At 47.9% G+C, this 16,424-nt stretch carries 8 protein-coding genes; 6 read left to right on the forward strand and 2 right to left on the reverse strand.

Features of this window, described 5'->3' with window-relative positions; genetic code table 11:
* Positions 1 to 46: 46 nt before the first annotated feature.
* Both BMZ72_RS26490 and BMZ72_RS26495 read right to left on the reverse strand, forming a co-directional pair.
* On the reverse strand, positions 47 to 487 hold the full coding sequence (locus tag BMZ72_RS26490; protein WP_255373301.1) for a YbhB/YbcL family Raf kinase inhibitor-like protein: 441 nt from the start codon (positions 485 to 487) through the stop codon (positions 47 to 49).
* A gap of 140 nt (positions 488 to 627) precedes the next feature.
* Positions 628 to 1,089: an NUDIX hydrolase gene (locus tag BMZ72_RS26495; RefSeq protein WP_089812750.1), complete on the reverse strand. Its 462-nt coding sequence runs from the start codon at positions 1,087 to 1,089 to the stop codon at positions 628 to 630.
* A gap of 177 nt (positions 1,090 to 1,266) precedes the next feature.
* On the opposite strand from BMZ72_RS26495, the gene BMZ72_RS26500 reads away from it, so the two are divergent.
* The 6 genes from BMZ72_RS26500 (at position 1,267) to BMZ72_RS26525 (ending at position 16,418) form a co-directional block, all read left to right on the forward strand.
* Positions 1,267 to 2,622 carry a right-handed parallel beta-helix repeat-containing protein gene (locus BMZ72_RS26500; protein WP_089812752.1) on the forward strand — a complete coding sequence of 452 codons (1,356 nt, stop codon included), beginning with the start codon at positions 1,267 to 1,269 and terminating at the stop codon, positions 2,620 to 2,622.
* Positions 2,623 to 3,099: 477 nt separating this feature from the next.
* Positions 3,100 to 4,293 carry a Gfo/Idh/MocA family protein gene (locus BMZ72_RS26505; RefSeq protein ID WP_089812754.1) on the forward strand — a complete coding sequence of 398 codons (1,194 nt, stop codon included), beginning with the start codon at positions 3,100 to 3,102 and terminating at the stop codon, positions 4,291 to 4,293.
* Between the two features lie 25 nt (positions 4,294 to 4,318).
* Positions 4,319 to 4,906 carry a phage tail protein gene (locus BMZ72_RS26510; protein WP_089812756.1) on the forward strand — a complete coding sequence of 196 codons (588 nt, stop codon included), beginning with the start codon at positions 4,319 to 4,321 and terminating at the stop codon, positions 4,904 to 4,906.
* 65 nt (positions 4,907 to 4,971) lie between these two features.
* Complete coding sequence (locus BMZ72_RS26515; RefSeq protein WP_089812758.1) at positions 4,972 to 5,562, forward strand: phage tail protein; 591 nt, start codon at positions 4,972 to 4,974, stop codon at positions 5,560 to 5,562.
* Positions 5,563 to 5,567: 5 nt separating this feature from the next.
* Positions 5,568 to 6,731, forward strand: coding sequence for an ABC transporter substrate-binding protein (locus tag BMZ72_RS26520; protein ID WP_089812759.1), 1,164 nt, complete (start codon positions 5,568 to 5,570; stop codon positions 6,729 to 6,731).
* 9 nt (positions 6,732 to 6,740) lie between these two features.
* On the forward strand, positions 6,741 to 16,418 hold the full coding sequence (locus BMZ72_RS26525) for an Ig-like domain-containing protein (protein ID WP_089812761.1): 9,678 nt from the start codon (positions 6,741 to 6,743) through the stop codon (positions 16,416 to 16,418).
* Positions 16,419 to 16,424 lie beyond the last annotated feature (6 nt).

A 16,424-nucleotide genomic window follows, 5' to 3' on the forward strand; every position in this document is an offset into this window, starting at 1 on the left:
TACTCAAGGCGCAATTCTTAATTATTAATTCTTAATTGTTAATTGACTAGAGTCCCTTCTTCTCATACCTCCCCATTAAAACGCCTTCTGCAATCACATGTCCTTCTATTGCCGCCTTTAGCGCAGCTTTATCCGCCCCTCCATCCAGATCAAGTGTGGTGTCCAGAGCATACACATAGAAATAATAGCGGTGTACGCCGGAGGGAGGACAAGGTCCGTAGTAACCTGTTTGTCCGCCGCCGTTTTTTCCGGAAATACCTGGTACGCTGTCCCCGCCAATGATATTTGTGGCAGGTGGAATATTCCATACCAACCAATGGTCAAAAGTACCTTTTGGCGCATCAGGATCTTCCATGATGATGGCCAGTGTTTGTGTTTCGGGCGGGATCTGGTCGATCTGTAAAGGTGGGTTCACTTCTTCTCCTTCACATGTGTACTTTGAAGGGATCACACCTTCATGGTCGAAGGCACTGCTCGAGATCTTCAAGGTTTTTTCTGTATTGTTTTCCATACTCACCGGAGCAAAAAAATCAAGCCAGATTCAGGTGCTGGAAATAGCGTATAAATAACGTTTAAGGGGGGTATGCATGCTACATTCCTGCTGACACTGTGGAGATGTTGTAGAGACTATTCATCAATCAGTTGTACCAGCTCATCTATAAAAGCGGCCTGTCTTTCCAGGATCTTTTCCCGCGCTGTTTCAATAGAGAACCAGGCGCCCCGGTCTATTTCGGGAAATGATTTCATTTTGCCGGAACGGGGTGGCCATTCCATTTCGAAGTTGTTACTGACAAGATGATCTGGATCTAGATCGCCTTCAACTGCCCAGCAATGCACGGTTTTATGTCCCTTCTGGCGGATGGTAGTCAGCTGGATAAAGTCTCCCTCAGGACGGTAACCGGTCTCTTCTTCAAACTCTCTGATAGCTGCGTGTAAGGGCTCTTCTCCTTCCAGGTATTCTCCTTTGGGCACAGACCAGCTGCCCTGGTCCTTTCTGGCCCAGAATGGTCCGCCGGGATGTCCAAGAAAGACTTCCAGCTTTTTAGCCTGCCGGCGGTACAATAAGATCCCTGCACTTTGTTTTGTCATCTGCTAAATAAATATAGCAATTCTGATTCCGGTCGTAAGTAATAATAAAATAACTTTGTATGACCAGCACATATGTTGTTAATAACGAAGCAGGTATCACGACTGCATGAGAAATCAGCATGATTCAGACAGGACTCAGTATAACAGATTAAAAAATTACGCTAACTTAGAATTCTCATGATTGTAGCAGCTTTTCTTGCTCTGGCCCTTAGTTACACCTCAGAAACAGTACTAACGCCAAGACACTATACGCCCCTTATCGACACGTTATCAATAGCTTCCAGAGAATATACCCTGGTCGCGGACAAAAATGGAAGACTAGTCATCGATAACAGGAATAAGACCTATAAACCGGGAGATATCCTCAATCTGAAGGGGAATTTCAAGTCCGTATTTATCACAAATATGAGTGGCACGGAGCAAAAACCTATTATCGTCCGTAACTACCGCAATACCGTTGTCAGGGTTGGAGAACCCGACTGGAACGGCGGCGGCTGGTCGGTGGCTTTTGAGTTCAACAATTGTCACTACATCCGTTTCGGCAGTATGTCTGATAGAAATCAGCTCATCATCAGCGGTTCTGTACAGGCAGCCCGTGAGGCCTATCATGACCTGCATATGGGCAATAAAACAGATAATATGGAAGTCTGCTTCCTGACCATTCAGAACGGCGGTAACGGTATCGTGGCCAAAACCGACCCTATAAAGGGAGATGCCAGTACAGCTTATCCGAACAGCTTTATAAAGAACCTGTCTATTCACGACCTGACGATCGCGGATACAAAGAATGAGGCGATGTATATCGGTCACACCGCGACCTACTGGGATCATACGGTGAATCAGCCTTATTACAATTCGCCTTCGAAGTTTACCCCCGGACATGATTATGTGCAGCCGATCAAGTGGCGCAATGTGAAGATCTATAATAACCTGGTGAAGAACAGCGGACTGGATGGTATTCAGACGGCGGCTGTTGACGGACTGGAGATTTATAATAATGAAGTGACCAACTGGGGTACCCAGCATAATGCGGCGCATAATGGCGGTATCCTGATCGGTGGCAGAACAACGAATACCAATACCCACGACAACTATGTGCATGATGGCTGGGGAGAAATGTGTCAGTTCTATGGCTCCGGAGAGAACAATGCGACACATGTCATCAGCAATAACCTTTTCATTAATAACCAGAGTGATGGTATCAGCATGCGCGGTACGGAGAATGCGATTGTAAAGATCGTCAACAATACCATTGCGGGTACAAAGGGGAATAGTCTGCGTATCAACGGGTATACCGGTATGAAAGGCAAACAGATCGTGAATGCGAATGTCTTTGTAGCGCCGAATGGCGGTGTGAATATCGGCAGCCGTAACTATGTATATGTAGAAGTAGGCGGTGATGCGGTGGAGGGTACGGGAGGAGAGGAAAACAAGAAGTTTGCGACAGTGGCAGCTGCGGGTTTGAATGCCGGGAACTATTATAAACCGGTGGAAGGGTCTACGGTGAATAGTGCTGGCTACAGAAAACAATAATCAACTCATTATCAATAATATATAAAGGCTGTGATCTCTCACGGCCTTTTTTTGTACGTTATCCAGGCTGGATTCTCCGTATTATACCGTCATTTCGTCGTTATTAAGCCGCTATTTATACGCTCCGAAGCGAAGAAATAAGGTCCTGATAGCGGCGTAGTGACGTTTTAATCGTACAATCAGGTAAAATACCGCTGTTGCATTCACCATCAACCTATTGTTACCTTAAATAATTAGCCCTCCTAACCGGCCAGAAACGCTCATATACAGGCAAATACTCATTTAAAAATTATTTGCTTCCTAAAAAAAAGAACATATATCTTTGTCCGAGCATTCTTTGTACACGTGATTTTAACCCTAATCTATTGAAAACCTTACATTTCTAGAGACAACTAGAGCACGAGCACCACTTTCTTCATTTTTTGGAACCTACACAGACTGTTACAAACGAAGCCCTAAAAACAGGAATAGTTCCTTATGCATACAACCAGTAGAAGGCATTTTTTGAAGAATGCCGCCATTTTATCCCCTGTACTTACCTTTCTGCCATCTTATCTGACGGCAGGGACAGGTTCCCGCTTACGCACCGGTTTTATAGGTCTTGGTCCCTGGGGACAGCAGTATCTTGCTAACGCATTGCAGCACAGAGATATTGATGTCAGGGCGATCTGTGACACTGATCCGGCAGCTATCCGTCAAAGCCTTCAGCTCTTTAATGAGGCAGGTTACAGCCGTCCGGAAGTCTATAAGGACAGCTATAGTGACCTGTTATCCCGGAAGGATATTGACGCCATTATTATTGCCGCCCCCTGGCAGCAGCACTACGAGATTGCCAAAGCAGCGATGCTGGCTGGCAAACATGTAGCCTGCGGCGCCATTATGGGTACAACGCTGGATGAGCACAAAGACATTGTGCGTATCAGTGAGCAAACCGGCCGTCAGTATTTTACCCTGGAAGAAGACAGTTACCGTACTGACCTCCTGGCAGCCGCTAATATGGCCAAAGCAGGTCTTTTCGGCGAATTGCAGGCGGTTCGTGCCGGCGCGCGTCCGGATGTACTGCCGGCAGCTCATAACGGCGAAGTGTCCTCTTACCCGGTTTATCCGGCATTAGCAGCGACCAGGATGCTGGGAGTAGGAAAAGACAATCCTGTTGTTTCGCTGGAAGTAATCCGGCAACAGCAGTCATTGGCTATTAACAAGCCCCATCCCAAAACAGGTGATCACCGGCTGGTATTCACAAAAGGCGAGATCAGCACGATCCGTCTGACAACAAAAAAGGGACAGACACTGGACCTGCAGATGGAGGCCGGAAAAGATCAGCCAATGTCAACCGGATTTAAGGTAACGGGAACGGAAGGTGCCTGGGTAGATACATTCAACAGTATTTATTTAAAAAATCCGCTACCTTGCAGCCAACTTTGGAATGCAGGCAAACCCTATATCCAGGAATATGCACAACCGGCTGAGTTACAGCGTTACAAACGACTGAACGCCAATAGCGAATGTGCCCAGGCCCTACAGGAGTTTATCAATCTGGTAAGTCAACCAAATGGAGAACTATCCGTCTATGCCGCTGCAACCAACAGTATGATCGGCCCACTGGCCGCACTTTCTGCGCAACATAACTACACTGTGAACTTTCCCGGGTTCAACAATTCAACTATTTAATTAACAATTAAAAAGCAAACACTCTATGGATTCATTTATGGGAATCATATTCCTGTTTGGCGAAAGCTTTGCTCCCAACGGCTGGGCACTTTGCGATGGCAGGGAGATCCCGATCAGCCAGAATGAAGCATTGTACAGTCTTCTTGGTACGACCTATGGCGGAGATGGCGTCACTTCATTTGCGCTGCCTGATCTCAGGGGACGTACGCCTATCGGTATGGGACAAGGTCCAGGTCTGTCCAATTATATGCAAGGCCAGATAGGAGGTACAGAAACGCGTACACTCCTCATTACAAACCTGCCCGCACATAACCATGCAACAGTAAGCAATCTGACGATCAATCCTGCTGCGTCTACAGCTGTCGGTACTACCAATATACCAGGCAGTACCCTGGTGGAGGCTGCCCTGCCTAATATCGGTAGCGGTCCTACGGCGCAGCCAATCAAGGGTTATGCTGTCGCAGACAACACAGCCATAATGGCCCCTGCAACAGTTTCAGGTTCTGTAACCATTGGAGTGACCGGTGGCAGCCAGCCATTTGATGTTCTTAGCCCTTATCTGGCGGTGAACTATGCCATTGCTTTATATGGCATCTATCCAAGCCGAAATTAGGAGTATCTATCAGACTATCTGTCATTACAAATCATTTTCTTACTCACAATAATCTAAACTATACTATGGAAGTTTACATGGCACTTATCGCAATATTTGGCGGCAATTTCAATCCGAGAGGATGGTATTTTTGCCAGGGACAGATTATGTCAATTGCACAGAACACGGCACTTTTCTCTTTAATGGGCACTACATATGGCGGTAATGGCCAGACGACATTTGCCCTGCCAGATCTCAGAGGACGTGCGCCTATCGGAGTAGGACAGGGACCAGGACTTCAGCCATATTCATGGGGCCAGTACGGTGGTAGTGAAACACACACACTGATCATCACCGAAATGCCTGCGCATAATCATACTTCAGTGGTAAATTCACTGACTGTAAATCCTGCTGCGTCTACAGCGGTTGGTACAACCAACATTCCTGACGCCACTATGGTTCCTGCAAAACTGCCTAACATTGGCAGCGGTCCTACGGCGCAGCCCATCAAAGGTTATGCGGTAGCGGATAACACGACTACATTAGCTCCTGCAAAAGTAACCGGTAGTGTTACTGTAGGTATTGCAGGTGGCAGTCAGCCATTCAGCATTCAGAACCCATACCTGGCAGTCAACTATATCATTGCCTATCAGGGTATTTTCCCAAGCCGTAACTAATTAATATGCCTTCAACACTTTCCATAGGATTTCTTACTCCCTATTCCGGTGTATATCCCTATTATTCAGCACACATTATCACAGGATGGTTGCTGGGTATGGGACTAGACCCCGCGCGGCAGAAAACAGTGCAGTTTACATCAGAGTATACCCATATGGGAAGTGCTGAGGCATCTGCTACTGCCGCCCGTAAACTGATTTTCTTCAACAATGTGGACGTCCTCTCTGGTCTGATCGGGTATAAAGCGACGCCGGAGGTCATCACTATCGTAGAAAACAGTAAACGCCCTGCCTTCTTCTTTGATATGGGTGAATACATTCCCTATTTTCCTTACCTGAGTCCGGACGTCTTTTATGCTTCTCACCAGCTATGGCAGTCTGAGTTCGCATTTGGCAAATGGGCACAGGGCCATTTCGGAAGTGGAGGAATGATCATCGCTCCTATTTATGAAGCAGGCTACCACCTGCATACCGCCTTCAATCAGGGCGTTAGTGCAGCAGGCGGCACGGGTACCCGTATGGCTGTATTACCACATGATCCGAATGATCCAAAGAAACAGGACCTGGACGAATTCTTTACAGCGATGGAAAAAGCTGCTCCAACTTATGTTCATGCCATCTTCGCCGGCAGTCTCGGACTGAATTTCATGATAAAATGGATTCAGAGCGGCTATCATAAAAAGATACCGCTACTCATTAACGAGACAATGGCTTATGATGACATACTGGACGACATCAAACATATCGATATGGAAGTCTATACTTCCATGATGTGGATGAGGGAAGACCAGCGGAAAGCCAATCAACAGTTTGTAAAGAAATTCGAAAGCACAGCAAAACAACCGGCTAACATTTACGCCTTAATGGGATATGAAGCTGGTTTAATGTGGCGGGACCTTTTACCCCATGCATTAAAAAAAGACTGGGAGACAGTAAAACAAAAACTACAGACAGGAATAATAGATGGCCCCAGAGGAGAAAAAAACTTCTACCCCGCTTCAGGATTTGCCCTGCCTTCAGCAAATATTTTAAAGATCAGTACGACCGGTAATAAAATAAACAAACTAATTATTGATCAGGGGACAGGGATGCGCTTTGACGCAAAAGAGTTTGAAGCGATTCACGATGAATCGGTATCAGGCTGGCAAAATCCTTTTCTCTGTATTTAACAGTCTCATATGAGTGACACATTTACAAAAAGTATCGGCAGGCTACTGCTGGTACTATTCTTCATTTTAGCCGGTTCGTCGGGCTACGCTCAATACACGAAGAGCACGCTCCAGACCGGCTATGGCTTCACTGGAGTGACGAGTGACCTCAATGGCAATGTCTACGCCATCCGGTACAATACGACATCAAATAAATTTGATGTTGTAAAGTATTTTGGCGGTACCAGTAGCGAACAGGTAATTTATGCAGGTCTGGAACCTGGTGGTTCTACAGGTCCTTATGGAATATGTGTAGACGGTATTGGTAACGTATTCGTTACCAATATCGACGAAAGTATAAACTGGGACGTCATAAAACTGGCCTATCCCAGCTACACGCCAACACATATACTGGACGGCAACTTTGTATCAGGTCTCACCTGCAATGCAGACAACGACCTGATCACACTGGAATATGATGGAGACAGTAATAACTATGTTGTAAAGAAGTATCCTTCGACAAACCTGACTGACGATGCAGGTGTTACGATTTACAACGGGTTTCCGCTCCCAACAGCTCTGTCTACACGCTTTCCCAGCTCAATGGCGGTGGATTCACGTGGAAACATCTATGTCACGGATTTCACCGAAACAACAACTAAGGGACGCATTGTAAAACTGAGAGCCCCCTTTTATGCAACTGATACCGTGGTTGCCACAGGCAGACAATCTATCGCAGTCAGTGTCGATCCATTTGACCGTCTGTACGCTATCGAAACAAGAAATCCGGCAACAGCGCCTACGGTAGCTTCTATCGTTCGATATGCAGATTCGTCATTCGCCTCATCTACTGTAATTTACAACAGCCTCCACAATGGTGATCCTGATGTATCATACCCGGGAGGCCTTGCAGTATTGAACAATGGTCAGATCTTCGCAGCCGACGGAACAGATCCCGAAATCGTGAAGCTGACCCCGACGACTACCCAGATCATGACGTTCAAGGGTTTAAACGCTAACCCAACAGCGGCTAACACGATCAACTTTGAGGTCGCTTATAGCGGCAGCGTATCAGGTGTAAACGCCGGTTCATTCTCAATAACTACCTCAGGTGCTATCACGGGTGTCAGCATCTCCGCCGTTACCCCACAGGCAGACCCTACCAGGTATATCGTCACGGTGAATACCGGTACCGGTTCGGGTACAATCAAACTGACTGCTAATGCAGGCAGCATCAACCCGCCTGTCACCAATGCACCAAGAGAAAGTGACACCTACACTATCGATAGAGATGCCCCTACGGCTACGATGCTGATCAACGGTGGTGCATTATATACCAATAATGCGAACCTGACGCTGACACTGACCGCTTCTGATGCAAACAGTGGCATCAGGAACATGCAATTCCGGATCGACAACGGCACATTCACCGCTGTAGAACCTTTCGCTACTACCAAAGTACTTGCAATACCGGCAGTAGAAGGCAGTCATACAGTAGATTTCAGGGTGTTCGATAACGCAGGTAACGCGACACAGGTAAGTCAGTTTATCACTTATGATGTGACGCCTCCGCCTACGCCGGTTATCACAGCTGGTCCAACAGATCCGACCAGTTCATCGAATGCAAACTTCACGTTCGCTGGTCAAACCGGCGCTACCTTCCAGGTATCTCTGGATGGAGCTGGATATGTACCTGCGACAACTCCTTATAGTTTAACCGGTCTTGCTGATGGTACACATACACTCAGTTTAAAAGCGACAGACCAGGCAGGCAACCAGTCTTTAGCTGCTGCTTCATATACATGGACTGTCGATACTCAGGCGCCAACTGTTGTCAGCGTAACAGCTCCGGCTGCAGGCTACTACAGAGAGGCAATGACCATGGACTTTAAAGTAAGGTTCAATGAAGTAGTAAATGTAACGAACCTGGCAGCAGGTATCCCTTACATGAATATCATCGTTGGTCTGAATACAGTACAGGTGCCTTACACAGGCGGTACAGGTACAAATGAACTGACATTCACTTATACCGTAGCTGCAGGCGACAATGACATGGATGGCATCGCTATCCAGCCGGACATTCGTCTGAACAGCGGTACGATCAGAGATGCAGTAGGTAACGGTTACACAGGTGTACAGACTATTCCGCTGGCGGGCATTCCTTCAACGGCTACAGTACGTGTAAATACCACAACTCCTACCGTATCCCTGACCAGTACGGCTCCTGCGGTAACCAATGCACCGTTTAACGTTACAGTGACCTTCAGTGAATCAGTAACGGGTGTTACACCAGGCGACTTTAGCGTCACTAACGGTTTGGTAAACAGTCTTACCCAGATCAGCGGTAGCACTTACATCGTACAGGTTGCTCCATCAATCGATGGTACAGTTAGCATTGAACTGCCTGCTGGTGCTGCCTTCAATATCGGCAGTAACCCGAACTCGGCATCCAATATGGTCAGCCGTACAGCCGATCTTACATCACCAGTGGTAACAGCTGTAAGTGTACCTGTGGATGGATATTACAAAGCAGGACAGAACCTTGACATCACTGTAGATTTCAGTGAGACAGTTGCTGTCAGCACTGCAGGTGGTAGTCCATATGTTGCACTGAACATCGGTGGAACAGTTGTATCGGCTAATTACATCGGCAAATCTGCTCCAAACACCTTACAATTCCGTTATACGATAGTTAGCGGTAATAATGACGCTGATGGTATTCAGGTGACCGGAATGTCTCTGAATGGCGGAACGATCCAGGACCAGGCAACTAACAATGCCACCATCATACTGAATAACATCGCCAGCACTGCCAACGTAAGAGTGAACACAAACACGCCTGCGGTAACATTGTCTGCACCGGCTGGACCGGTGAACGGTGATTTCACAATAACAGCTGTGTTCAGTGAAGCAGTAAGTGGTCTGACAGAAAGCGACTTTGCCCTTACTAATGGTACAGCTTCCGATCTGCAGACAACAGACAACATCACTTATACAGTAACCATCTCACCAAATACAAATGGTGCAACCACTGTCAACCTGCCTGCAGCTGCGGCAGAGAACATCGGTACGAACCCATCACTGGCATCTAATACAGTAAGTGTTACTGCCGACTTTACAGCTCCGGTAGTTACATCGGTAGGACTTCCAACTAACGGTTACTACGTAGAAGGTAGTGTGCTCAGTTTCACTGTTAACTTCAGCGAAGCAGTAAACGTGAATACAGCAGGTGGTACACCATATATTGCGGTGAACATGACCAGTGGTGTCAAACCGGCTACTTATAGCGCAGGTACAGGTACCACCTCCCTTACTTTCAGTTATACAGTAGTAGCAGGCGATGAAGATATGGATGGTATCGAGCTTGGCGGCGGCATATCACTTGGTGGCGGCGGTACTATTCAGGACGCAGCAACCAACAACGCCATTCTTGTACTGAACAGCGTAGGTAACGGTGCTGGTGTAAAGGTGAACACCACTCACCCGACAGTAAATATCACTCCTGTCACACCTTCACCTAACAATGCGCCGTTCACGGTGACTGTCACTTTCAGCGAAGCCGTAACCGGTTTAACAGTGACTGATTTCAATATATCGTCCACTACAGTTTCAAATCTGCAGACGACCGACAATATTACCTACACCGTGCAGCTTGCGCCAAGCATGGATGGTAATTTCAGTCTGAGTCTCCCTGCAAACACAACAGCTAACATTGCCGGCAACGGCAACCAGGCATCCAATACCTACAACTTCACTTATGACGCAACCGCTCCGGTTGTATCTGCTGTGGCAGTTCCGGCAAATGGATACTATAAAGCAGGTCAGGCATTAAACTTTACTGTCAGATTTGATAGCGACATCAATATCAATACAACAGGTGGTAACCCGACCTTAAACCTGACCATCGGTTCAACTAACGTAGCAGCTACATACACTGGTACCGATGGTACTGATGGCATGAACTTCAGCTATACAGTAATTGCAGGCGAACAGGATATGGACGGTATCACAGTAGGTACCCTGGCGCTCAATGGTGCAACCATCAGAGATGCGGCTACCAACAATGCGAATCTCACCCTGAACAGCGTTGGCAATACCTCTCTTGTAAGAGTGAACACCACGCATCCGACTGTAAACCTGTCTGCGGCGGCGGTTTCACCACTCAATGCTCCGTTCAGCATGACGGTGACCTTCAGCGAAGCTGTAACAGGCCTCGCTGCAAGTGACTTTACCGTAACTAATGCAACACTGGGCACACCAGCAACAAGTGACAATATCACTTATACTGTACTGGTTACACCAGGCACAGATGGTACAGTTAGCGTAAGTCTCCCTGCCGATGCAGCCGTGAATATCGGCGACAACGGTAACCAGGCTTCTAATACCCTGAGCCGGACCTACGATATCACCAAACCGACAGTTTTTGCCGTAGGTGTACCAGCTGACGCTTACTACAAAGCAGGTGACGTACTGAGCTTCACCGTGGGATTCTCCGAAAACATCACTGTGACGGGTACGCCACAACTGTCCCTCACTATCGGTTCTACCGTTGTAAATGCCGACTATACCGGTGCAAACGGTACAAATGGTATGAACTTCGCCTACACCGTAGTAGACGGCGATCAGGATATGGACGGTATCGCGGTAACAGCGCTGACACTGAATGGTGGTACCATTAAAGATGCAGCAACCAACGATGCTGACCTGACACTGAATAACGTAGCTAACACTACGAATGTGCGGGTAAATACGACGAAGGCAACTGTTGTACTGACAGCAGCACCGACCGTTGTGAACGCTCCGTTCACTGTGACTGCTACTTTTAGCGAAGCAGTAACCGGTCTGACAGCAGGCGACTTCACCGTGACAAACGGTACAGCTTCCGCTCTGCAGACTACCGACAATATCACTTACACCGTAACCATTACACCAACTGCGGATGGCGCTGTGACTATTCAGTTACCAGCTGCTGCTGCTATAAACATCGGTGCTAATCCTACACAGGCTTCCAACACCCTGTCAGTTGACTATGACGTTACTGCACCAACAGTAACAGCTGTAGCGGTTCCTGTAAATGGCAACTACAAGGCTGGTGAGACCCTTGATTTCATCGTTCGTTTCAGCGAAGATATCAACGTGAACACGACCGGTGGTAACCCAGCCCTCACCCTGACAGTGGGCGCGGCTACTGTACATGCTACCTATACAGGTACCAATGGCACAGATGGTCTGAACTTCACTTACACTGTACAGAACGGTGACCTGGATCAGGATGGTATTGCGATCAATGCACTGACATTGAATGGTGCTACTATTAAAGATGCAGCAACCAATAACGCTGACCTGACACTGAATAACGTTGGTAATACTACCCTTGTAAAAGTGGATGGTATCGTTCCAACCGTTACTTCCGTAACCGTACCAGCGAATGGTTATTATAAAGCAGGTGATGCACTGAACTTCTCCGTGAAATTCAGCGAAAACATTACGCTGAACACAACAGGTGGTAATCCAACCCTCGCCCTGACGATCGGTTCCGCTACTGTAAATGCTACCTACACAGGTCTGGCAGGCACAGATGGTCTGAACTTCAGCTACCCTGTAGTAACAGGCGATCAGGATATGGACGGTATCGCAGTAGGTACGCTGACCCTGAATGGTGCAACCATCCAGGATGTCACTACCAACAATGCGGACCTGACACTGAATAACGTGGGTAACACTGCCAATGTAAGAGTGAATACTACCACCGCTACTGTGGTGCTGACAGCTCCGGCTACACTCGTGAACGCACCGTTCACTGTGACAGCTACCTTCAGCGAAGCAGTGACCGGTCTGACAGCAGGCGACTTCACCGTAACGAACGGTGCTGCAGCCAGCCTCCAGACTACAGACAATATCACTTATACTGCAGTAGTAACACCACTTGCAGATGGCGTTGTGACCGTTCAGTTACCAGCAGCTGCTGCCGTTAACATCGGAAACAACCCGACACAGGTGTCCAACACACTGACAGTTACTTATGACGCAACCGCACCGGTTGTAACTACAGTGACTGTTCCAGCCGCCGCTTACTACAAAGCAGGCGACGTACTGAACTTCACTGTAAGATTCAGTGAGAATATCAATGTGAACACTACAACTGGTAATCCTACCCTGGGTGTGATCATCGGTAGCACAACAGTACAGGCATCCTATACTGGCGCCAACGGTTCCGACGGTCTGAACTTCAGCTACACTGTAGTTGACGGCGACATGGACATGGATGGTATCCAGGTAGGTACATTAGCGTTGAATAGCGCAGTTATCAGAGACCTCGCGGGTAACAATGCGAACACTACGCTGAACAACGTCAATCCGACCAACAATGTGTTTGTGAACACAACGCATCCGACAGTAACCCTGTCTACTGCTGCTGCTTCACCAACCAATGCACCATTCACCGCTACTATCACTTTCAGTGAAGCAGTAAGTGGATTTGCAACCGGAGATGTGACTGCTACTAACGCAACCCTGAGCGGCTTACAGACTACCGACAACATCACCTTCACTGTACTGGTTACACCAGCAGCAGATGGTGCGGTAAGCCTGACTGTTCCGGCTGACGTAGCTACCAACATCGGTAACAACGGTAACCAGGCTTCTAATACCCTCAGCCTTACTTACGATGCGACCGCTCCGGTGGTAACTTCCGTAACTGTTCCGGCAAATGGTTATTATAAAGCAGGTGACGTACTGAACTTCACCGTTAATTTCAACGAAAACCTCACGATCAACACTACAGGCGGTACACCGCAACTGAGCCTGACTATCGGTACAAGTACCGTAACTGCTGCCAACACAACAAACGGTAGCAATAGTCTGAGCTTCAGCTACACCGTAGTAGACGGCGATCTGGATATGGACGGTATCACCGTAGGCGCCCTGACGCTGAATGGCGCAACCATCAAAGATGCTGCGACCAACAACGCGAACCTGGCACTGAACGGCATCGCTCCTACCAACAACGTGTTTGTAAACACAGTACACCCAACAGTGACTGTTTCTACAACCGCTCCTGCATTAATAAATGCACCGTTCACCGCGACTATCATCTTCAGCGAAGCAGTTACTGGCTTCACCGCTGCTGATGTTAACGCAACCAATGCAGCAGTAAGCACCCTGCAGACTACAGACAACATCACTTACACTGTACTGGTTACACCAGTTGCGGATGGTACTGTTGCTGTAAGCGTTCCTGCAGATGTAGCTGTGAACATCGGTAACAACGGTAACCAGGCATCTAACACCATCAGCCTCACTTACGATGCAACTGCTCCGGTGGTAACTTCCGTAACTGTACCGGCTGACGGTTACTACAAAGCGGGCGATGTACTGAACTTCACTGTTAAGTTCAGCGAAAACATCACCCTGAACACTACAGGTGGTAATCCTTACCTGACAATTGCTATCGGTGCTACGAATGTAAATGCAGCCTACACAGGTCTGGCAGGTACAGACGGTCTGAACTTCAGCTATGCTGTAGTAGATGGCGATCAGGATATGGACGGTATCCAGCTGGGCGTACTGGCCATCAATGGTGCAACCATCAGAGATGCAGTAGGCAACAATGCTGATCTGAGCCTCCATAATGTAGGTAACACCAGCAACGTAAAAGTGAACACCACCCACGCTACCGTTGTACTGACTTCTGCTGCTGCACTGGTGAACGCTCCGTTCACTGCGACTGTAACATTCAGCGAAGCAGTAACCGGTCTGACGGCAAGTGACTTCACCGCTACGAATGCAGCTGTTTCCAACCTGCAGACTACCGACAACATCACTTACACCGTAACAGTTACACCTGCTGCGGATGGCGCTCTGACCGTTCAGTTACCGGCAGCTGCTGCTGTAAACATTGGCAACAATGCTACACAGGCTTCCAACACACTGAGCGTTACCTATGACGCTACTGCTCCGGTAGTAACTTCCGTAACAGTTCCTGCGAATGGCTACTATAAAGCTGGTCAGACACTGGAATTCACGGTTAACTTCAACGAGGCGATCACCCTGAATACTACAGGTGGTACGCCAGCGCTCAACATCACCATCGGTACGACGACTGTACAGGCAGCATATAACCGTGTTGCAGGTGCAAATGGTCTGGTATTCAGCTACACAGTACAACCAGGCCAGATGGATCTGGATGGTATCACTGTAGGTACGCTGACCCTGAATGGTGGTACTATTAAAGATGCAGCTACCAACAACGCGAACCTGGCACTGAACAGCGTAGGTAACACTACCGGCGTATTTGTTCATACCGCGTCTCCGTCAGTACAGCTGTCCACTAACGCTCCTGCACGTACAAACACACCGTTCACTGTAACGATCGTGTTCAACGAAGCAGTAAGCGGACTGGCAGCAGGTGACTTCAACATCACCAATGGTACAGCAGGCACCCTGTCTACTACAGACAATATCACTTATACCCTGCAGGTAACACCAGCTGCAGATGGTACCGTAACGATCCAGCTGCCTGCAAACCAGGCCGTGAACGTAGTATCTAACGGTAACACTGCTTCCAACACCCTGACCCTCACTTATGATGCGACAGCGCCGGTAATTACTGCTGGTCAGTCCTTCGATGTGATCGAAAGAAGTGCGGTGGGTACACTGGTAGGTAAAGTGATCGCTACTGAAGCAGCAGGTACTTTACAGACCTGGACTATCGTAACAGATAATTCAAACGGTGCGTTCTCTATCGACGCAAACGGTAACGTACTGGTACTCGACCAGGCGAAACTGAACGCTAAAGTAAATACCACCGTAATGCTGACAGTAACAGTTAGCGACGGACTGAATACCAGCGTAGCAGTACCGGTTTCTATCAATGTGAAGGAAAAGAACCTGGCTCCAACCCTGGATCCGATTGGTAACGCGACGATCTGTCCTGAAGGATCCGTACACACGATCCAGCTGACAGGTGCATCTGCAACTGAACCTTCGCAGACTTATAGCTTCTCTGTCATTACTGACAAACCAGGCAACTTCGATCAGCTGAGCGTAAGCGCAGCAGGCGTGGTTACCTACCAGCTGAAAACAAGTGCAAGCGGCACAGCCAAAGTAACTGTTACCATCAAAGACAACGGTGGTGTAGCAAATGGTGGTGTTGATACACTGCAACGCTCATTCAATATCACTGTGGCTACCCTTGGCCAGGTAACTATCACCAGCGATAAAGGCGCTACTATCTCCAAAGGAGATATCGTACACCTGACAGCAACCGGTGGTACTATCTTCAAATGGGATGATGCAGACGGTATTATCAGCGGACAGCAAAGCGCAGTACTGGAAGTAAGACCAATGGAGAATACTACTTATCACGTGACAGTAAGCAATGCTGCAGGTTGTAGCAATACCGCTGACTTCACCGTGAATGTAATAGCAGACTTCAAGGTGGATGCGACCAACCTCCTGACGCCAAATGGTGATGGTAAGAATGATAAATGGGTAATCCGTAATCTGGATAGCTATCCTGATAATGAAGTGAAGATCTTCGATCGTACCGGCCGTCTGTTATATACCCGCAGGAATTACAGCAATGACTGGGATGGTACATACAACGGTAGTCCGCTGGCAGAAGGTACTTACTACTACGTATTGACGATAGAAGGTGGTGCTAAAACAGCGAAAGGTTATATCACAATTATCAGAGACAGAAGATAACCCCGT

The organism is Chitinophaga sp. YR627, from assembly GCF_900114995.1.
Taxonomy (GTDB): domain Bacteria; phylum Bacteroidota; class Bacteroidia; order Chitinophagales; family Chitinophagaceae; genus Chitinophaga.